Annotated in this window: 16 protein-coding genes; 7 read left to right on the plus strand and 9 right to left on the minus strand. The window is 63.4% G+C overall.

The window, feature by feature from the left end; genetic code table 11:
- Positions 1-49 precede the first annotated feature (49 nt).
- Positions 50-2,125, minus strand: coding sequence for an AsmA family protein (locus J4P02_RS06400; RefSeq protein WP_426188742.1), 2,076 nt, complete (start codon positions 2,123-2,125; stop codon positions 50-52).
- Positions 2,126-2,507: 382 nt separating this feature from the next.
- On the opposite strand from J4P02_RS06400, the gene J4P02_RS06405 reads away from it, so the two are divergent.
- From J4P02_RS06405 to J4P02_RS06435, 7 genes are all read left to right on the plus strand, one after another.
- Complete coding sequence (locus tag J4P02_RS06405; RefSeq protein WP_426188743.1) at positions 2,508-2,933, plus strand: hypothetical protein; 426 nt, start codon at positions 2,508-2,510, stop codon at positions 2,931-2,933.
- A gap of 168 nt (positions 2,934-3,101) precedes the next feature.
- Positions 3,102-3,734 carry a TetR family transcriptional regulator gene (locus J4P02_RS06410; protein WP_426188744.1) on the plus strand — a complete coding sequence of 211 codons (633 nt, stop codon included), beginning with the start codon at positions 3,102-3,104 and terminating at the stop codon, positions 3,732-3,734.
- Between the two features lie 469 nt (positions 3,735-4,203).
- On the plus strand, positions 4,204-4,704 hold the full coding sequence (gene ureE, locus J4P02_RS06415) for an urease accessory protein UreE (RefSeq protein WP_426188745.1): 501 nt from the start codon (positions 4,204-4,206) through the stop codon (positions 4,702-4,704).
- On the plus strand, positions 4,701-5,375 hold the full coding sequence (locus tag J4P02_RS06420) for an urease accessory protein UreF (protein WP_426188746.1): 675 nt from the start codon (positions 4,701-4,703) through the stop codon (positions 5,373-5,375). Before ureE ends, J4P02_RS06420 begins: the two co-directional genes overlap by 4 nt.
- A gap of 9 nt (positions 5,376-5,384) precedes the next feature.
- Entirely contained in the window at positions 5,385-5,999 is a 615-nt protein-coding gene (ureG, locus tag J4P02_RS06425; protein WP_426188747.1) for an urease accessory protein UreG, read from the plus strand.
- A gap of 36 nt (positions 6,000-6,035) precedes the next feature.
- Positions 6,036-6,608 carry a HupE/UreJ family protein gene (locus J4P02_RS06430; RefSeq protein WP_426188748.1) on the plus strand — a complete coding sequence of 191 codons (573 nt, stop codon included), beginning with the start codon at positions 6,036-6,038 and terminating at the stop codon, positions 6,606-6,608.
- A 147-nt stretch (positions 6,609-6,755) separates the two neighbouring features.
- Positions 6,756-7,895, plus strand: coding sequence for an AGE family epimerase/isomerase (locus J4P02_RS06435; protein ID WP_426188749.1), 1,140 nt, complete (start codon positions 6,756-6,758; stop codon positions 7,893-7,895).
- Positions 7,896-7,969: 74 nt separating this feature from the next.
- On the opposite strand, the gene J4P02_RS06440 is transcribed toward J4P02_RS06435, so the two are convergent.
- The 8 genes from J4P02_RS06440 to J4P02_RS06475 all read right to left on the minus strand — a co-directional run bounded on the left by J4P02_RS06440 (position 7,970) and on the right by J4P02_RS06475 (position 17,315).
- Positions 7,970-8,875: a cation diffusion facilitator family transporter gene (locus tag J4P02_RS06440; protein WP_426188750.1), complete on the minus strand. Its 906-nt coding sequence runs from the start codon at positions 8,873-8,875 to the stop codon at positions 7,970-7,972.
- A 140-nt stretch (positions 8,876-9,015) separates the two neighbouring features.
- Positions 9,016-9,783: an SDR family oxidoreductase gene (locus tag J4P02_RS06445; protein WP_426188751.1), complete on the minus strand. Its 768-nt coding sequence runs from the start codon at positions 9,781-9,783 to the stop codon at positions 9,016-9,018.
- Positions 9,784-10,573: 790 nt separating this feature from the next.
- Positions 10,574-11,290: an ABC transporter ATP-binding protein gene (locus J4P02_RS06450; RefSeq protein ID WP_426188752.1), complete on the minus strand. Its 717-nt coding sequence runs from the start codon at positions 11,288-11,290 to the stop codon at positions 10,574-10,576.
- The gene (locus J4P02_RS06455) at positions 11,287-12,159 is read right to left on the minus strand and encodes an ATP-binding cassette domain-containing protein (RefSeq protein WP_426188753.1); all 873 of its coding nucleotides are present in this window, start codon (positions 12,157-12,159) and stop codon (positions 11,287-11,289) included. The genes J4P02_RS06450 and J4P02_RS06455 overlap by 4 nt, the downstream gene beginning before the upstream one ends.
- The gene (gene livM, locus J4P02_RS06460) at positions 12,156-13,451 is read right to left on the minus strand and encodes a high-affinity branched-chain amino acid ABC transporter permease LivM (protein WP_426188754.1); all 1,296 of its coding nucleotides are present in this window, start codon (positions 13,449-13,451) and stop codon (positions 12,156-12,158) included. Before livM ends, J4P02_RS06455 begins: the two co-directional genes overlap by 4 nt.
- Positions 13,452-13,453: 2 nt before the next feature.
- Positions 13,454-14,368 (minus strand): ABC transporter permease subunit, encoded by a 915-nt coding sequence (locus J4P02_RS06465; protein WP_426188755.1) that lies wholly within the window; start codon positions 14,366-14,368, stop codon positions 13,454-13,456.
- Positions 14,369-14,531: 163 nt separating this feature from the next.
- Positions 14,532-15,668 carry a branched-chain amino acid ABC transporter substrate-binding protein gene (locus J4P02_RS06470; protein WP_426188756.1) on the minus strand — a complete coding sequence of 379 codons (1,137 nt, stop codon included), beginning with the start codon at positions 15,666-15,668 and terminating at the stop codon, positions 14,532-14,534.
- 363 nt (positions 15,669-16,031) lie between these two features.
- Complete coding sequence (locus J4P02_RS06475; RefSeq protein ID WP_426188757.1) at positions 16,032-17,315, minus strand: NAD(P)/FAD-dependent oxidoreductase; 1,284 nt, start codon at positions 17,313-17,315, stop codon at positions 16,032-16,034.
- Positions 17,316-17,324 lie beyond the last annotated feature (9 nt).

Here is a 17,324-nt window from a genome sequence, read left to right on the forward strand (position 1 = left end):
CTGCCCGCTCCGGTTTCCAGAAGGAGCGGGCTGCCCCGCCATATCCCGACTATTTGCTCGGCTTGACCGTCACTGGCGCCTTGCCCGAGCGCATCTGCTGCAACAGCGGCGCGCACTGGTTGGGCACATCGCCGCTGGGCGCCACCAACGCCAGCAGGCCCGCCGCCGGCCCGGCGATCACCCCCAGCGCCACCATCCCGGCTCCGCGCAGTACCAGGGGCACGGCCTTGACCCCGGCACTGGGCTTGATGAACTTGCCTTGCACATAGAGCGGCGAACGCAAGGAAAACAGGCGCAGGCCCTTGGACTCTGGCGTGATGGTCAGGTCCAGTTGCTCGCTGGCCATATTGGCCGTGCCATCGACGTAGATGATGGCGTTCTCGGTGTCGAAGACAAACAGCCGCGGGGTCGCCAGGCCGCTCTTGATGGCCAGGTCGGCGGCCGCGCAATTGATCTTCACCTCCTTGTCGCCAAACATCTTGCCCACCACGTAGTTGCCCACGTTGAGCCCGGCGATTTCCATCAGGCTGCGGCTGATGGCGCCATCGTTGATCAGCATCTTCAGGTCGCCGTTGGCGCTGCCCAGCAGGGCCGCCACCGAGTTGCCGCGTCCGGTGAGATCGGCATCGCCATTGAGTTCGCCGAAGCTGGTCTTCATCGGTTCGAAGGTGGGGAACAGCTGCTTGAGCTTGAAATTGCGCGCGGTCAGCCGGGCCCGGCCCTGCAACGGCGTGCTCTGGCCATTGAGGCGCACCTGGGCGTCGAGCTTGCCGCCGGCCACGCCAAAGCGCAGGGGTTCCAGGCTGAGCTGGCCGTCATTGAGTACCAGATGGGTGTAGAGATCGGTGAACGGCAGCTTGCTGCTGTGAACGATGCGCTTGCCGGTGAACTCGACATCGGCATCCATATCGCGCCAGCGCTCGGTGCGAAATTCCTCCACCGGCAGCACCTTGTCGGCGGGCTGCTTGCTCTCGCCGCCCCGGGCTTTCTGCTGGGCGTTGGAGTCGGCTCCGATCAGCGGTGCCAGGTCACTCATCAGCAGCTGGTTGGACACCAGGCTGCCACTGAGCTTGGGCCGTGGCTGGCTGGCCACGTAGGTCAGGTTGCCGTGGATATCGCTGTCGCCGATCTTGCCGTTGAAATCCTGATAGCTGAAGGTCGCGCCCGCCGGATCGTGCAGCTTGGCCGTCAGGTGGCCGTCGGTGGCATAGGGCGGCGAATCCGGCAGGGTGACGCCGGTCAGCGGGTAGAGATTGCCCAGGCTGGTACCGGCCAGCTTCAGGCGCAGGTCCAGGGCGCCGAGGTCCAGTGGATCGGTGAGGCTGCCGCGCAATTCGACCTGGGTGTCGCCGATCTGCGCCTGAGCCTGCAGGGGGAACGGCTTGCGCCCATCCTGCAGGGCTAGCAGGCCACCGATCTTGCCGCTACCGGCGAGCTTCTGCCCGTGGTACTGGCCCTTGACCTTGAGAGCGAAGACATAGGCCTGGGCCTCGGCGCCTTTCTCGACGATTTTCTTCGCTTCGCTTTCGCCAACTATGTCGCTGAAAGGAATCGGCTTGCCGAGCAATTCCACCTGCAGGTCCAACTGGGTCTTCAGGCTCTGGTCGTCCAGGGTCACGTGGCCCTTGTCGAAGCCGATGGCACCGATCTCCACCGACCAGTTGGAGGGTTCGGCAGCGGGGTCCTTGGGGTCGAAGGTGAAGGTCCAGTTGGCGCGACCGTCGGCCAGTCGCTGCAGGGCAGCGTCGGGCTCGGTGAGGTCGATACGCGGGATGCTGACCCGCTGCGCCAGCAGGGCCAGGGGCGAGATCCGCAGCTCGACCCGCTTGAGGCTGACCATCTGCGGTGCCTTGGACCAGTCCGGGTTGCCCAGGCTCAGGTCCTCGGCCACCACATGGGGCCAGGGCACCCAAGCGCGCCAGCCGCCCTCGTCGGGCTCGCGCTGCCAAGCCACCGACAGGTCGCCATTGATCGCGAACGGCCGGTGCAGCTCTGCGGAAACCTTGGCATTGAGGGCCGGCTTGATGCGATTCCAATCGAAGAAGGCGATGACCAGCACCAGCACGGCCAGCAGCAGGGCCAGACTGGCAGCAGTCCAGGCGAGAATTTTAGGTGTGCGCGTCATTGCACGAGGCTCCTGATGACAACTTGAGCGCCAGACCACGACGCATAGGTGAAAGGCCGGGGCAAACCCGCGCCATGAAAACTAGGACTGACAAAGCCGGTGCAGGTTTAATCCGCCGCCTCTACGGGGCCGAAAAAAGCCGATTGCTGATCGTTCGGCCAGCTTTGTGTTACCGCAACCTGCCCTGGCGTGAAGCACAGGTGGGTCGAAAATACCCAGCCTGGTGCAAAAGCGATTGGCGAAGACGCCCGGGCTAGAGCCTTTCAAGCAAACAATCAATTCCGTTGATTATTACCATTGTGTTTATGAACTTTTATATCGACATAGTGGCGGTAACATTTGCTCCGTACCCAACTTTTCGCCCTCCCAAGGAGCAAACATCATGAAACGCCACATCCTGCTGAGCCTGACCTTATCCATCCTGGCCGCCAACGCCTTCGCCCTGCCCGCCGCTGAACAGGCCACCCCGCAGGTCAAGGCCAGCCACAGCGTATTCACCCAGACCCTGGCCGAAGGCGGTGCTGATCGCCTGCTGGAACGCAACAAAGTGGCTGCCGACGGTTATGACCGTACCCCACAAGGCCAGAGCGTTGCCGAAGACGGCTACGATCGCACCCCACAGGGCCAGAACGTTGCCGAAGATGGCTATGACCGCACCCCACAAGGTCAAAACGTAGCTGAAGGCGGCCGTGATCGCCTGGAAGAGAAAGGCCTGGTGGAAGATGGCTACAGCCGCACGCCTCAAGGTCAGTTCGTTGCCGAAGGCGGTGCCGATCGCCTGGCTGAACGTCATCAAGCTGCGAGCTAAGGCCATGCTGGCCCAGGAAAAAAGCCCGATCCGCAGATCGGGCTTTGACTTTCAAGGCTGCCGTATTCTACCGCTGGAACCTTCGCTTTTCGCCTGACACCCGTTCGACTCCGGCAAAGTTGATTTGCTAGAGTGCGCCGCTCCCCCTGAGCAAAGAATTTCCCGCCGATGCTGCCCCGCGCCGAACAGAAGCAACAGACCCGCAATGCCCTGATGGATGCCGCCCGGCACCTGATGGAAGGCGGTCGCGGTTTTGGCAGCCTGAGCCTGCGGGAAGTGGCAAAAGCCGCCGGCATAGTCCCCACCGGTTTCTACCGGCACTTCAGCGATATGGACCAACTGGGCCTGGAGCTGGTCAGTGAAGTCGGCCAGACCTTTCGCGAAACCATCCGCCTGGTGCGCCACAACGAGTTCGTCATGGGCGGCATCATCGACGCCTCGCTGCGTATCTTCCTCGACGTGGTGAGTGCCAAGCGTGCGCAATTCCTGTTCCTGGCCCGCGAGCAGTACGGCGGTTCGCTGCCGGTACGCCAGGCCATCGCCAGCCTGCGGGAGAACATCAGTTCGGACCTCGCGGCGGATTTGCGCCTGATGCCGAAACTGCAGCACCTGGACAGCGCCGACCTCAGCGTTATTGCCGACCTGATCGTCAAGAGCGTGTTCGCCACCCTGCCGGACATCATCGACCCGCCTGCCCAGGCCCTGCCCAGCCACCTGACACCCCAGGCGAAGATGACCCAGCAGTTGCGCTTCATCTTTATCGGCCTCAAGCACTGGCAAGGCCTGGGCAGCACCGAGTAACCCCCTCCAAAGTACCTGTGCATCTGGCACGCACCGCTCTGGCGCGTGCCTTTGCCTGCGCCCATAAGGCACGCCCCGGATTGCCGCAAAAATACTTGCAGCGCACCAATGCGGTGCTATAAATCAGCTCTGCGCGCCAATTTGTAACAAGATAAAACACAGCTTTACCCTGATGCCAATCAGTCAAGGGCAAGCACTGTACTTGTGGCGAGGGAGCTTGCTCCCGTGGGACCGGCCGGCGCTCCGGGGCGTAGCTGTCCGATTTTTGGGGCCGCTGCGCGGCCCAGCGGGAGCCAGTTCCCTCGCCACAGGTCATTTTGGCTCGCCATGGCACTGAACTGATCGGTATTAGGCGTTGCCCCTTTTTCAGGCGCAGTTGCGGTATCGAGAAAGGGATTTCCCTGTCCTTCGAGCGATTGGCAAGGCCCTTGCTCTGGCTTGTGCATCGCTCATAGCTGGAAGCTTTCCGATGCTGGTGATCCACCGCAGAACCGCTCCCCAAGCCACCTGGTCCGCCGAGCTGCACCTGACGTACGAGGCCCGCAGCAAAAGCCGCCTGCGCTGCTTCAGCGCCACGGGTGAAGATGTCGGCCTGTTTCTCCAACGCGGCCAGCCACCCTTGCACGATGGCGAGTTCCTGGAGGCCGAGGACGGGCGCCTGGTCAAGGTCTGCGCCCGCCCGGAAACCTTGCTCCACGTCACCTGCCGCAATGCTTTCGAGCTGACCCGCGCCGCCTATCACCTGGGCAACCGCCATGTGGCCCTGCAGGTGGGCGACGGCTGGCTGCGGCTGCTGGACGACTATGTGCTCAAGGCCATGCTCGAACAGCTGGGGGCCAGCACCGAAACCCTAGAGGCGCCGTTCCAGCCCGAGCACGGCGCCTATGGCGGCGGCCATCATCATTCGCGCCACGGCGATGAAGACTTCAACTACCCACCGCGCCTGCACCAGTTCGGCGTCCGCCCATGAACCCGGCCTGGGCCTTGCTGCGCCTGGCCAGCCCGCAGCTGCCGATTGGCGGCTACAGCTATTCCCAGGGCCTGGAAATGGCCGTGGAACAGCAGCGGGTGCATGACCCGGACAGCGCCCGACGCTGGGTCGGCGATCAACTGTTGCTGAACCTCGCACGCTTCGAAGCCCCGTTGCTGCTGGCCCACTGTCAGGCTGCGGCCGATCGGGACTGGGCCCGGTTGCAGCAACTGGGTGAAGAACATCGGGCCAGCCGTGAAACCCGCGAGCTGTACCTGGAAAGCCGACAGATGGGCTACTCCCTCAAGCAACTGCTGGAGGGCCTGCCGGAGCTCGACGCCGAGGCTCGCCAATGCCTGGCGCAGCAGGCTGAACCGCACCTGGCCCTGGGCTGGGCCCTGGCCGCCCGGGCCTGGAACATCAGCCCCGAGGACGCCCTGGCCGCCTGGCTCTGGAGCTGGCTGGAAAACCAGCTGGCGGTGCTGATGAAAACCCTGCCCCTGGGCCAGCAGGCGGCCCAGCGCCTGACCAGCGAACTGCTGCCGCTGCTGCAACAGGCCCAGCATCAAGCCGCGCACCTCGACTTCAACCACTTGGGCAGCGCCGCTTTCGGCCTGTCCCTGGCGAGCATGGCCCACGAGCGCCAATACAGCCGCCTGTTCCGTTCCTAGGAGAAACTCATGAACGCACAACCTCTGCGGGTCGGCATCGGCGGCCCGGTGGGCTCCGGCAAGACCGCCCTGACCCTGGCCCTGTGCCTGGCCCTGCGCGAACGCTACAACCTGGCGGTGGTAACCAACGATATCTACACCCGCGAAGACGCCGACTTCCTGGTACGCAACCAGGCCCTGGCCCCGGAGCGGATCATCGGCGTGGAAACCGGCGGCTGCCCGCACACCGCGATCCGCGAGGACGCCTCGATCAACCTGGAGGCGGTGGACCAGTTGAACCGGCGCTTTCCCGGTCTCGACCTGATCCTGGTGGAGTCCGGCGGCGACAACCTTTCGGCCACCTTCAGCCCCGAGCTCTCGGACCTGACCATTTACGTGATCGACGTTTCCGCCGGCGACAAGCTGCCGCGCAAGGGCGGCCCGGGGATCTGCAAATCCGACCTGCTGGTGATCAACAAGATCGACCTGGCGCCTTTGGTCGGCGCGTCCCTGGAGCTGATGAACAGCGATACCCAGCGCATGCGCGGCGGCAAGCCCTTTGTCTTCAGCAACCAGAAGACCGGCCAAGGCCTGGCAGAAATCATTGCCTTCATCGAACGCCAGGGCCTGCTGACCGCGGCCTGATCCCGACTCCAATACGCCCAACAAGGAAGCCACCACATGACCCTGAAACCCATACTCGGTGCCCTGGCCCTGCTGCTGACCCCGGCCCTGGCCTTCGCCCACCCCGGTCATGGCGACAACGGCCTGATGGCCGGTATCAGCCACCCCATCGGCGGCCTCGACCATTTGCTGGCCATGCTCGCAGTGGGCCTGTGGGCGGCCCAGCAACAAGGCGCGGCGCGCTGGGCGCTGCCCTGCACCTTCGTCGGCACCATGTTGATCGGCGGCCTGCTGGGCTTCGAGGGCCTGGACCTGCCGGCACTGGAAAGCGGCATCGCCGCCTCGGTGCTGGCCCTGGGCCTGGCGGTGGCCCTGGCGGTGCGTCCGCCCCTTGGCCTGGCGCTTGCCGCCACGGCGCTGTTCGCCCTGTTCCACGGCGTGGCCCATGGCCTGGAGCTGCCGGACATGTCCAGCCCCTGGGCTTATGCCGCAGGTTTTGTGGCCGCCACCGCGGCGCTGCATGCCGCCGGTTATGCCGTGGTGCGGCTCCTGCCCCAGGCCGCAGCGCCCCTGGTGCGCCTGGCCGGCGCCGCTTCGGCCGCCACCGGCGTGTGGCTGCTGGCGGGCTGAACCCGGCCCGTCACAGTAGGAGCCGGCTTGCCGGCGAAGGTGGTCTTGCGGGCCTCGTTCGCTGACAAGCCAGTGCCTGCAAGCCGACTCGTGGGGCTTCTCTGCTAACATGTCGCGCATTCAATCCTGCCGTGACGACGCCAGCCAATGCCCGATGTTTCCCGCTCCGCCTCCGCGCCTGAATCAAGCGCTCGGTTCAATGCCGTGCAGCAGCATTTCCATAAGGTGATAGTGCCCCTGTGGCAGGGCCCGGGCTGGAACCCGCAACTGGCGTTGCCCTACGAGGCACTGGACGCCGAGCAACGGCCGCTGCCACCCCAGCGCTATCGGGCCATGGCCTGCGCTCGCCAGCTGTATGTGTTTGCGCAACTGATCGGCGATGCCAGCGCGCCCTTTGCCGAGGAGCGTTGCGCGGCGCTGTTTCGCTCCTTGCAACGGCATTTCCACGACGCCGAGCACGGCGGCTGGTTCTACAGCATCGACCCCGAGGGCACCCCGCTGGATCGGCGCAAGGACCTCTACACCCACGCCTTTATCCTCTTCGCCTGCGCCCATTACTGGGCCAAGGTTCGCGAGCCCCTGGTGGAATCGGTACTCGGCGCCGCCCTGGAAGTACTGGCCCAGCGCTTTGCCCGGGGCGACGGCCTCTATGAGGCCAGCCTCGATCAAGACTGGTCGCAACTGGGCTGCGGGCCGCTGCAGAATCCGTTGATGCACCTGGCCGAAGCCTTCCTCGCGACCCTCGCAGTACGCCCGGACCAGGCCGTGCAAAACGCACTGCTGAGCCTGTGCCAGGCCATGCAGAAGCACTTTATCGAGCCGCAACACGGGGTGATGATGGAGAAGCCGCTGGGGGCTGTGGATAACTGGTTCGAGCCAGGGCACCAGTTCGAGTGGTACTTCCTCCTCGCTTCGTCGCCACAGCTACGCGGTAGCCCGCTGCACCTTTCGCTGGAGCGCGCCTTCGCCTTCACCGAGCAGGTGGGCGTCGAGCCCGAAAGCGGCGCCGTTTGCGCCATGCTCGACCTGCAGCCCCAGGTGCGGGTCAAGGACGCCACCCAACGCATCTGGGCCCAGGCCGAATACCTGCGTGCCCTGACCTTGCGTGCAGATGGCCAGGCCACCTTGCAGCGCCAGTTGCAGGCGCTGCAAGCGCATTTCCTGCATGCCGGTGGCTGGCATGAATGCCTGGATGCCAGCGGCGCGGTCAGCCGGCGGGACATGCCGTCGACCACGCCTTATCACCTGGCGACCTGCTATAGCGGTTTGGCGGGCTATTTCGCCTGAGGCTTTTCGCGGGCAAGCCCGCTCCTACAAAAAACCTGTGGGAGCGGGCTTGCCGTCGGAATAGACGCCCCTCGTCAAGCGATCCACTTGCGATCCCCGGTGAAGCTGATGGTCAGCCAGCGGGCTGAATCCGCTTCGCCCAACTGGGCGGAAATTTCCTCGCGCAGTTGATCCAGGGTCGCCACGCTGTGCAGCGGATAGTCCGCCGGCAGCACGATGTGAATCTCGATAAAACGTGCTCGTCCGTGCTTCTGCACATAGCTGATGCAGTGCTCGAAGCCATGCTCGGCCTTGGCCCGCTCCATCACCTGGCGAACCTTCTCGTCCAACTGGTCCGGGGCCATGCCCAGTACATCGCGCAGCGCCGGGCGGAGGATCTTCAGCGCCGGTGGCAGCATGCTCAGGGCCAGCAGGATGAGGATCGCCGGGTCGACATAGCGCGCCCATTCATCTTGGCCGTAGTGCTTGAACAGCAAGGCGGTGACAAAGCTCGCCAACAAGCCCACCGAGAGCATCGCGTCCACCAGCCAGCTGATGTTGTCGAACTGGATCAGCGAAGATTTAAGGCTGCGATTACGTCGGCGCACATAGAAGAAGTAAGCGAACTCGGCCACGGCGAAAAACGCCGCGTAGAAGATCACCAGCCCCAGCTCCACCTCGCGGCCACCGTTGATGATGCCGAACACCCCGTTGAGGAAGGCGTAGATGGCGATCAGCAGCAGGAAGCTGCCTTCGATCAGCAGCACCATGGGTTCCAGGTGCCAGAAACCGAACTGGAAGCGCTGGTTGCTTTCCTTGGCGATCAGCTTGGCGGTGATCAGCATCAGCACCTTGATAAAGGTCGCGATCAGGGAAAAAAAACCATCGAACAGGATGGATTGGGCGCCAGAAACAAAACCCGTGACGATACCGGCGATCGCCACGGCGAACATCAATACAGTCGATTGTTTGAGCAGAACCTGCTCACCTCGGTTACTCACGATTCCTCCTATCGAACTTCAAACACACCGCCTCGTGTGAGGCGGCAGCGAAATTGCGGGCTGGAATTCTACCGGGTCGCGGCTGACCTTTAGCTGAAACGAATCAGCTTATGTGTTTCCGCGTACAACCGCCTGCCGTTTCAGGGCTTGGCGTTGCGCTCGATGGCAAAGCCGGCCCAGGTCTGGCTCACGGGCATCAGTTCCAGGCGGTTGATATTGATATGGGCCGGGGTGTTGAGCACCCAGAAGATGGTTTCGGCGATGTCCTCGGGCTGGATCGGCTCGGCCCCGGCGTAGGTGGCGTCATAGCGGGCCTGGTCGCCGGCGAAGCGCACCAGGGAGAACTCGCTTTCGCACAGCCCCGGCTCGATATTGGTCACCCGCACGCCAGTGCCCTGCAGGTCGCAGCGCAGGTTCAGCGAGAACTGTTTGACGAAGGCCTTGCTCGCGCCATAGATGTGGCTGCCCGGGTAGGGGTAGTTGCCGGCAATGGAGCCCAGGTTGACGATCCCGGCGCCGCGCCCGTGGGCGATCAGCCGTGGCAGCAGCAAGCGGGTGCTGTACATCAGGCCCTTGATATTGGTGTCGACCATGGTGTCCCAGTCGTCCAGGTCGCACTTGGGCGCCGGGTCCACGCCCAGGGCCAGGCCGGCGTTGTTGATCAGCCCGCGCAGCGTGCTGAACGACGGCGGCAGGTTGGCGATGGCATCCTCCATGGCCTTGCGGTCGCGCACATCGAGCACCAGGCCATGCACCTCGGTCTTTTGCGACAGCTCGGCACACAGCGCATTGAGGCGCTCCTCACGACGGCCGGTGAGCACCAGCGACCAGCCGGCCTCGGCGAAACGTCGGGCGCAGGCTTCGCCAAAACCGGACGTCGCGCCCGTAATGAACAGTGTGGAAGTCATGGTGTTCTCCTAGCTGGGTGGCGAGCCGCCGTTACGATAAAAAAACGTTTCGCAGCATGCCCGGCCACGCTTCGGGCGGCAACCGAAGCCGGGGTTCTGCGGGATTTCTGTGCAAAAAACGCTCAAACGGCTGCAAGCCACGGCCGACATGGCCTGCAGCCATATGCCCGCACCTTATCCACAGCCCGGTCCACAGTCTTTGGGGGCAAGTGCAAATCCGCCAAAGCCGCTATCCACAGGGCTTGCGGAGGATCAACGGAAGTTTTTTGCTTGACCTGCACAGACGGTCCATGCAGCAGCGGGCGAAAAAGATGACCGGCCGGTCAAAGTCGATAAGGCCAGAGGCCAGTAACGACGCTGCCCAGAGCGGTCTTTCCAGAGTTTAACCACAGACTTACCCACAGGCTTATCCAAGGCGTTTTACAGGTCTGGCCGCGACAATAAAAAGGTTGACAATGGCCGGGGCCAGCCACCTGAAAAGCCCTGATCAAAAAACATACAGCACGCTGCAGGCCACGGTTTAAAAGGCTTTCAGCCAGCTACTCCCACGTTACCCACAGCCCGCTCCACAGCAAACGGGGACAAGTCAAAACAGTGGAAAAACAACTGTTTGCCGCGTCTTCATGCCGCACTTTGGCAACTGGCGAACAAGGTTTTCCACAATTGTCGGACGCATCGCTCGCCGATCTGCGCCATTGGCCGGTGCTGTGCCGCACCGCCATAGCTGTGAATAAAAAAATGCCCCGCCGGAATCAACCGGCGGGGCATTTCTTATCCACAAGCCTGGGGGTCAGTGACCGCCCAGGTAGGCGTTGCGCACCTGCTCATTGACCAGCAACTCCTTGCCGCTGCCACTCAGGCGAATTTCACCGTTGACCATCACATAGGCCCGATCCGAGAGGCGCAGGGCATGGTTGGCGTTCTGCTCCACCAGGAAGATGGTCATGCCACTGGCCGCCAGTTCGCGCAGGGTGGCGAAAATCTGCTTCACCACGATGGGCGCCAGGCCCAGGCTCGGCTCGTCCAGCAGCAACAGCTTGGGCCGGCTCATCAGCGCCCGGGCGATGGCCAGCATCTGCTGCTCGCCACCGGACATGGTCATGGCCCGCTGGGTACGCCGCTCCTTGAGCCGGGGGAACAGCTCGAACATGCGTTGCATGTCCTCGAGGGCGTACTTATCGCCAATGGGGATGGTGCCCATCAGCAGGTTTTCCTCCACGGTCATGTCGGGGAACACCCGGCGCCCTTCCGGGGACTGGGCGATGCCATTGGAAGCGATGTAGTGGGACGACTTGTGGGTGATGTCCACGCCACGGTAGATAATCTGCCCAGACTCGGCCCGGGGCTGGCCGAAGATCGACATCAGCAGGGTCGACTTGCCGGCACCGTTGGAGCCGATCAGGCTCACGGTTTCCCCTTCGTTGATGTGCAGCGAGACTTTCTTCAAGGCCTGGATCGGGCCGTAGTACACATCCAGGTCCTTGAGTTCGAGTATGGGTTGAGTCATGCCAGCTCCTCTTCGTCGGCACCCAGGTAGGCGGCGATCACTTTCGGATCGTTACGGATCGCTTCCGGTCCGCCTTCGGCGATCACGTTGCCGTGATCGAGCACCACGATGTGATCGGAAATGCTCATGACCATGCCCATGTCGTGCTCGATCAGCACCACGGTCAGGTCGTGCTCGTCGCGCAGCAGGCGGATCATCGCGCTCAGCGCTTCGGTTTCCTGGGGGTTGAGGCCGGCGGCCGGTTCGTCGAGGCAGATGATCTGCGGCCGGGTGCACATGGCCCGGGCAATCTCCAGGCGCCGCTGCTGGCCGTAGGACAGCTCGCCGGCCAGGCGGTTGGCGCAGTCCACCAGGTCCACCACTTCCAGCCAGTAGAAGGCGTGGTCCAGGGCGTCGCTTTCGGCCTTGCGGTAGCCCTTGGTATTGAGGATGCCGCTCAGCAGGTTGCGGTTGACCCACATGTGCTGGGCCACCAGCAGGTTCTCCACCACCGACATTTCCCTGAACAGGCGAATGTTCTGGAAAGTCCGCGCCAGCCCGGCGCGGTTCACCAGGTGGGTGCCGCCGAACATCTTGTAGTGCAGGCGGCTGGCGAAGTTTTTCGGCGACACGAAGTCACTGGCGCGAAACGGCTCGCCCAGCAGCTTGATGACGTTGGTCTGCTGGCCCCGGGTATTGAGCTCGATGCGCCCGCCGGAGGCCTTGTAGAAGCCGGTCAGGCAGTTGAACACCGTGGTCTTGCCGGCGCCGTTGGGGCCGATCAGGGCGAAGATCGAATTGCGCTTGACCTTGAGGCTGACGTCGCTCAGGGCCTTGATGCCGCCGAAGTGCATCATCAGGTTCTCGACCGAAAGAATGTATTCGCTCATTGCGCGTTCCTCTCAGTCAAAGCCCCTTTGCGCGGGGTCACCCCGGTACGGCTGATGCGGATCAACCCACGCGGCCGCCAGATCATCATCAGCACCATGAGAATGCCGAACAGCAGCACCCGGTATTCGGAGAAGCTGCGCAACAGCTCCGGCGCCACGGTGAGCACGAACGCGGCGATCACCACGCCCACCGTCGAGCCCATGCCCCCCAGCACCACGATGGCGAGGATCAGCGCCGACTCGAAGAAGGTGAAGGACGACGGGTTGACGAAGCCCTGGTAGCTGGCGAAGAACACCCCGGCCAGGCCCGCGGTGGAGGCGCCGAGGGTAAAGGCCGAGAGTTTTACCAGCACATGGTTCAGGCCCATGGCGCGGCAGGCGATCTCGTCCTCACGCAGGGCTTCCCAGGCCCGGCCAACCGGCATGCGGGTCAGCCGGTGCTTGATGTAGAGCACCAGCAGCACCACCAGGAACAGCACGATGTAGATAAACAGGAACTTCAGGTTGGGGTTGTATTCCAGGCCGAAGAACTCATGGAATGGCACCCCGCCGTCCTTGGCCTTGCGGCCGAACTCCAGGCCCATGAAGGTGGGCGACGGCACCGGCATGCCGTTGGGCCCGCCGGTGAAGGACAGCCAGTTGTTGAGCACCAGGCGGATGATCTCGCCGAAACCCAGGGTCACGATGGCCAGGTAGTCGCCGTGCATGCGCAACACCGGGAAACCCAAGATGCACCCCGCCAGCGCCGCAGCCAGTGCCGCCAGGGGCAGCACGGTCCAGAAGCCCAGGCCCAGGTACTGGTAGCCCAGGGCCAGGCCATAGGCGCCAATGGCGTAGAAGGCCACATAGCCGAGGTCGAGCAGCCCCGCCAGGCCCACCACTATGTTCAGCCCCAGGCCCAGCAGCACGTAGATCAGGCCGAGGATCACCACGGTCAGCAGGTACTTGTTGGCGAAGAACGGAAAGACCATGGCAATCACGATCAGCGCCGGAATGATCCAGCGCAGCCGCGACTTGTAGTCCGGCGCCAGCACATGCACCCCGGAGCCGGTGCTTTCAAAGCCCTGGAGAATCTTCAGGCCCTTGGGGGTTTGCAGGAACAGGCTCAGGGCCAGGCGCCCGGCCATGACGATCGCCACCAGCCAGGCCACCCGGGTGGGGGCCAGGTTGAAGCTGTAGCCATCCAGCACCACGCCGACTATGGGCCCGAACACGATCAGCGAGATCAACCCGGCGAGCACCGCGTCGATCAGGCTCTTCTTGATATCAATAGGTTTATTGGCAGCAGACATACTTACACCTTCGCCACGAGTGGGCGACCCAGCAGGCCTTGGGGACGGAAGATCAGGATCAACACCAGCAGCGAGAAGCTGAACACGTCTTTGTAGTCGGAGTTGATCAAGCCGGAGAACAGCGACTCGGAGATACCGAGGATGATCCCGCCGAGCATGGCTCCGGGCAGCGAGCCGATACCACCGAGCACCGCCGCAGTGAACGCCTTGATGCCGATGACAAAGCCGGCATAGAAGTCGAAGGTGCCGTAGTTCATGGTGATCAGCACGCCGGCCAGGGCTGCCATGGCCGCGCCGATGACAAACACATAGGAGATCACCCGGTCGGTGTTGATGCCGAGGATCGAGGCCATCTTGCGGTCTTGCTGGGTAGCCCGGCACATGCGCCCGAGCTTGGTGTACTTGATGACGTAGGTGAGCAGGGCCATGCCGGCGAACGCTGCCACCAGGATGAAGATCTTGGTGTAGGTGAGCTGCACGAAGCCGGTACCAATATCCACCTTCCAGGCCCCGGCCAGCAGGGTGGGCACGCCTTGCTGCTTGGCGCCCTGGCTGATCTGCGCGTAGTTCTGCAGGATCAGCGAAATGCCGATGGCGCTGATCAGCGGTGCCAGGCGAGTGGAGTTGCGCAAAGGCTTGTAGGCCACGCGCTCGATGACCCAGCCATAGAGACCCGTCACCACCACGGTGAAGATCAGGGTGCCGAGAATGAGTAGCGGGAAGGATTCGATGCCGAAGTAGGCCAGCAGAGCCAGACTGATTGCCGCGAGGTAGGCGGAAATCATGTAAACCTCGCCGTGGGCGAAGTTGATCATGCCGATGATGCCATAGACCATTGTGTAGCCGATGGCGATCAGACCATAGACAGACCCGAGGGTCAGTCCATTGATCAGTTGCTGCAGGAAAATACCATCCATAACGCAATCTCACGGACTTGAGAGACGGCACAGGGCGTCGACGCCGGACAGGGGTCACCTGTCCACGCAACACGTCCGTTGTGCAGTTCTACGAGATAAAGGCAAGCACTGCATGAGCAAGGGCCGGCACCAGGGAGGCGATGCCGGCCCTCAGGGCCTCATGTCACTTCTGTTTTTCCAGCTGGTGGTACTTGCCGTCCTTGTCCCACTGATAGACCACGTAGTCGGAGATTTTCAGGTCGCCCTTGGCGTCCCAGGACTTCTCGCCCATCACGGTTTTCACCGGATTGGCCTTGAGCCATTTGGCGGCGTCCTCGCCCTTGTTGGACTTGGCGCCATTGAAGCCGGCCGCCAGGGCCTGGACCGAAGCGTAGGCGTACAGGGTATAGCCCTCGGGCTCGGTGCCAGCCTTGCGGAAGGCATCGACCACGGTCTTGCTGTCGGGCAGCAGGCGTGGGTCGGCGCCGAAGGTCATGTACACGCCATCGACGTACTGCGGGCCACCGGCGGTGGTCACCAGCTCATCGGTGACGATGCCGTCATCGGACATGAACTTGACGTCCTTCAGGCCCTGTTCGCGCAGTTGGCGTACCAGCGGACCGGCTTCCGGATGCAGGCCACCGAAGTACACCACGTCGGCACCGGCGGCGCGGATCTTGGTCACCACGGCGCTGAAGTCCTTCTCGCCGCGGGTCAGGCCTTCGTACAGCACCGGGGCCACGCCGCGCTTGGTCAGCTGCGCCTTGGTGGCATCCGCCAGGCCCTGGCCGTAGGTGTCCTTGTCGTGCAGCACCGCGACTTTCTTGCCCTTGAGCACGTCGACAATGTAGTCGCCGGCGACTATGCCCTGCTGGTCGTCACGCCCGCACATGCGGAACATGGCGGACAGGCCGCGCTCGGTGACCTGGGGGTTGGTGGAGCCCGGAGTGATGGCAATCACCCCGGCGTCGCTGTACACCTCGGAAGCCGGGATGGTCGACGAGGAGCAGAAGTGGCCGACCACGCCGGCCACCTTGTCCTGGTCCACCAGACGGTTGGCCACCGCCACCGCCTGCTTCGGCTCGCAGGCGTCATCGCCCTTGACCAGCACGATCTTCTCGCCGTTGACCCCACCCTTGGCATTGATTTCGTCAGCCGCTGCTTGTGCACCCTTCATGTACTGCTCGCCAAATGCCGCATTGGCGCCAGTCATGGGACCCGCTACACCGATCTTCAGGTCGGCTTGAGCAAACGCAGAAACACCCAGCGCAGTTGCCACTGCGAGGGCCAGAAAGCCTTTCTTGTAAAACGTCTGGGACATGAGGTGGTGCTCCAAGGTTTTTTTAGTTGGCACTGCGACTTCACTGATCTGCTCAGAGCAAGCGCCGTGCCAGTGGTTTTTTATTCTGAAAAAAGTCGCTGTCTTATTGTTATTTCGACTGTTTCGAGCCCATTTTCATTGGGCGTGCAACCGTCTAAACCGCGGAAGGTGAAACCATGCTTTTCAATGGGCGCAACCCATGCGTGCCATCATTGCAACCGCGACACAATTCAACGTGCAACCCCGCTGTAACAGCCCGCGTCACCGAACTGCACACTGCCGGTGCACAACTGCTACGAGCCGCACCACTACAGGCTAGTCGCTGCATCGAAAAGCGTCGTCGTCGACTGTTTATTTCCTCCTTCAGATGACGATGCGCAGGCACTGGCCCGCGTGGTACAGGGAGAATCCGGCCTCGTACAGGCAGCTGCGCAGGGCCACCCCGGCCAGGGGCTGCATGGGCGCGAAAGGAATCGGCAAGGCCTTAGGATCGCCGTTGCACAGGTAGTCGGCGAAAGCCTTGCCGACCACGGTGCCGGTGGTCACCCCACGGCCGTTGTAGCCCGTTACCGCCACCAGGCCGGGAGCCGGCTCGAACAGGCGCATCAGATGATCGGGGGTGAAGGCGATGCAGCCGGTCCAGGTGCATTCCCACTCCACCGGTTTGAGGTAGGGGAAGTAGTGCTGCTGCACCCGGTCGGCCCAGGCCTTGAGGAACCACTGGGGCTTCTGATTGCCGTTGCCCAGGCTGCCCAGCAGCAGACGCCCCTGGGCATCGCGGCGGATGCTGCTCAGCACCTGGCGGGTATCCCAGGAGCCCTGGCCACCGGGCAGTATCTGCTGCGCGGCCTCTTCGGTCAGCGGCACCGAGGCCACCTGGTAGTAGTAGCCGGGGAAGAAATTGCGCCGCAGTTCGGTCCAGTCGCCTTCGGTGTAGGCGTTGGAGGCGATCACCACCTGCTCGGCCAGCACCGAGCCCTGATCGGTCTGCACCGACCAGCGCTGGCCCTGGCGCTCCAGGCGGGTGACCGGGGAATGGTCGAACAGCTGGCCGCCAAGATCCGCCGCGGCCTTGGCCAGGCCGCTGACATAGGCCATGGGGTTGAGGGTGCCGGCACGCCGATCGAGCAAGGCGGCGGCGATCTTGCGGGTGCCGGTGGCGCTTTCGCAGGCGGCGCCGGTGAGCAGTTCCACCGGCGCGCCGCGACGCTGCCATTGTTCCTCGCGGCTGCGCAGGTCGGCTTCGCCCCGGGCGTTGTGGGCCATGTGCAAGGTGCCTTCGCGGCGCAGCTGGCAATCGATGCGGTACTTGTCCACCAGGCTGAACACCAGGGACGGCGCGGCGCCGAGCATGCGGTTGAGCTGGCTGCCCACCTGCTGGCCGAAACCGGCCTCGATCTCGTCCGGAGGAATCCACAGGCCGGCGTTGACCAGCCCGACATTGCGCCCCGAACCACCCTGCCCGGTGCGATGAGCCTCGAGCACACAGACCCGCTTGCCCTGCTCCAGCAGATGCACCGCCGCCGACAGCCCGGTGAAGCCGGCGCCGATGATGCACACGTCCGCCGTCACCTCGCCCTTGAGCGGAGTGTGCTCAGGCCGTTGCGGGGTCAGTTTTTCCCATAGACATTGTTCTTGTAGGGACATAGGGGCTCC

Origin of the sequence: Pseudomonas sp. NFXW11, assembly GCF_049887815.1 — a bacterium.
Lineage (GTDB): Bacteria > Pseudomonadota > Gammaproteobacteria > Pseudomonadales > Pseudomonadaceae > Aquipseudomonas.

Coding starts and splice junctions, on each gene's coding strand:
- J4P02_RS06405 (WP_426188743.1), top strand. CDS start 2,508: ATGAAACGCCACATCCTGCTGAGCCTGACCTTATCCATCCTGGCCGCC.
- J4P02_RS06450 (WP_426188752.1), bottom strand. CDS start 11,290: ATGACTCAACCCATACTCGAACTCAAGGACCTGGATGTGTACTACGGC.
- ureG (WP_426188747.1), top strand. CDS start 5,385: ATGAACGCACAACCTCTGCGGGTCGGCATCGGCGGCCCGGTGGGCTCC.
- J4P02_RS06455 (WP_426188753.1), bottom strand. CDS start 12,159: ATGAGCGAATACATTCTTTCGGTCGAGAACCTGATGATGCACTTCGGC.
- J4P02_RS06400 (WP_426188742.1), bottom strand. CDS start 2,125: ATGACGCGCACACCTAAAATTCTCGCCTGGACTGCTGCCAGTCTGGCC.
- J4P02_RS06410 (WP_426188744.1), top strand. CDS start 3,102: ATGCTGCCCCGCGCCGAACAGAAGCAACAGACCCGCAATGCCCTGATG.
- J4P02_RS06445 (WP_426188751.1), bottom strand. CDS start 9,783: ATGACTTCCACACTGTTCATTACGGGCGCGACGTCCGGTTTTGGCGAA.
- J4P02_RS06470 (WP_426188756.1), bottom strand. CDS start 15,668: ATGTCCCAGACGTTTTACAAGAAAGGCTTTCTGGCCCTCGCAGTGGCA.
- ureE (WP_426188745.1), top strand. CDS start 4,204: ATGCTGGTGATCCACCGCAGAACCGCTCCCCAAGCCACCTGGTCCGCC.
- J4P02_RS06420 (WP_426188746.1), top strand. CDS start 4,701: ATGAACCCGGCCTGGGCCTTGCTGCGCCTGGCCAGCCCGCAGCTGCCG.
- J4P02_RS06475 (WP_426188757.1), bottom strand. CDS start 17,315: ATGTCCCTACAAGAACAATGTCTATGGGAAAAACTGACCCCGCAACGG.
- J4P02_RS06435 (WP_426188749.1), top strand. CDS start 6,756: ATGCCCGATGTTTCCCGCTCCGCCTCCGCGCCTGAATCAAGCGCTCGG.
- J4P02_RS06465 (WP_426188755.1), bottom strand. CDS start 14,368: ATGGATGGTATTTTCCTGCAGCAACTGATCAATGGACTGACCCTCGGG.
- livM (WP_426188754.1), bottom strand. CDS start 13,451: ATGTCTGCTGCCAATAAACCTATTGATATCAAGAAGAGCCTGATCGAC.
- J4P02_RS06430 (WP_426188748.1), top strand. CDS start 6,036: ATGACCCTGAAACCCATACTCGGTGCCCTGGCCCTGCTGCTGACCCCG.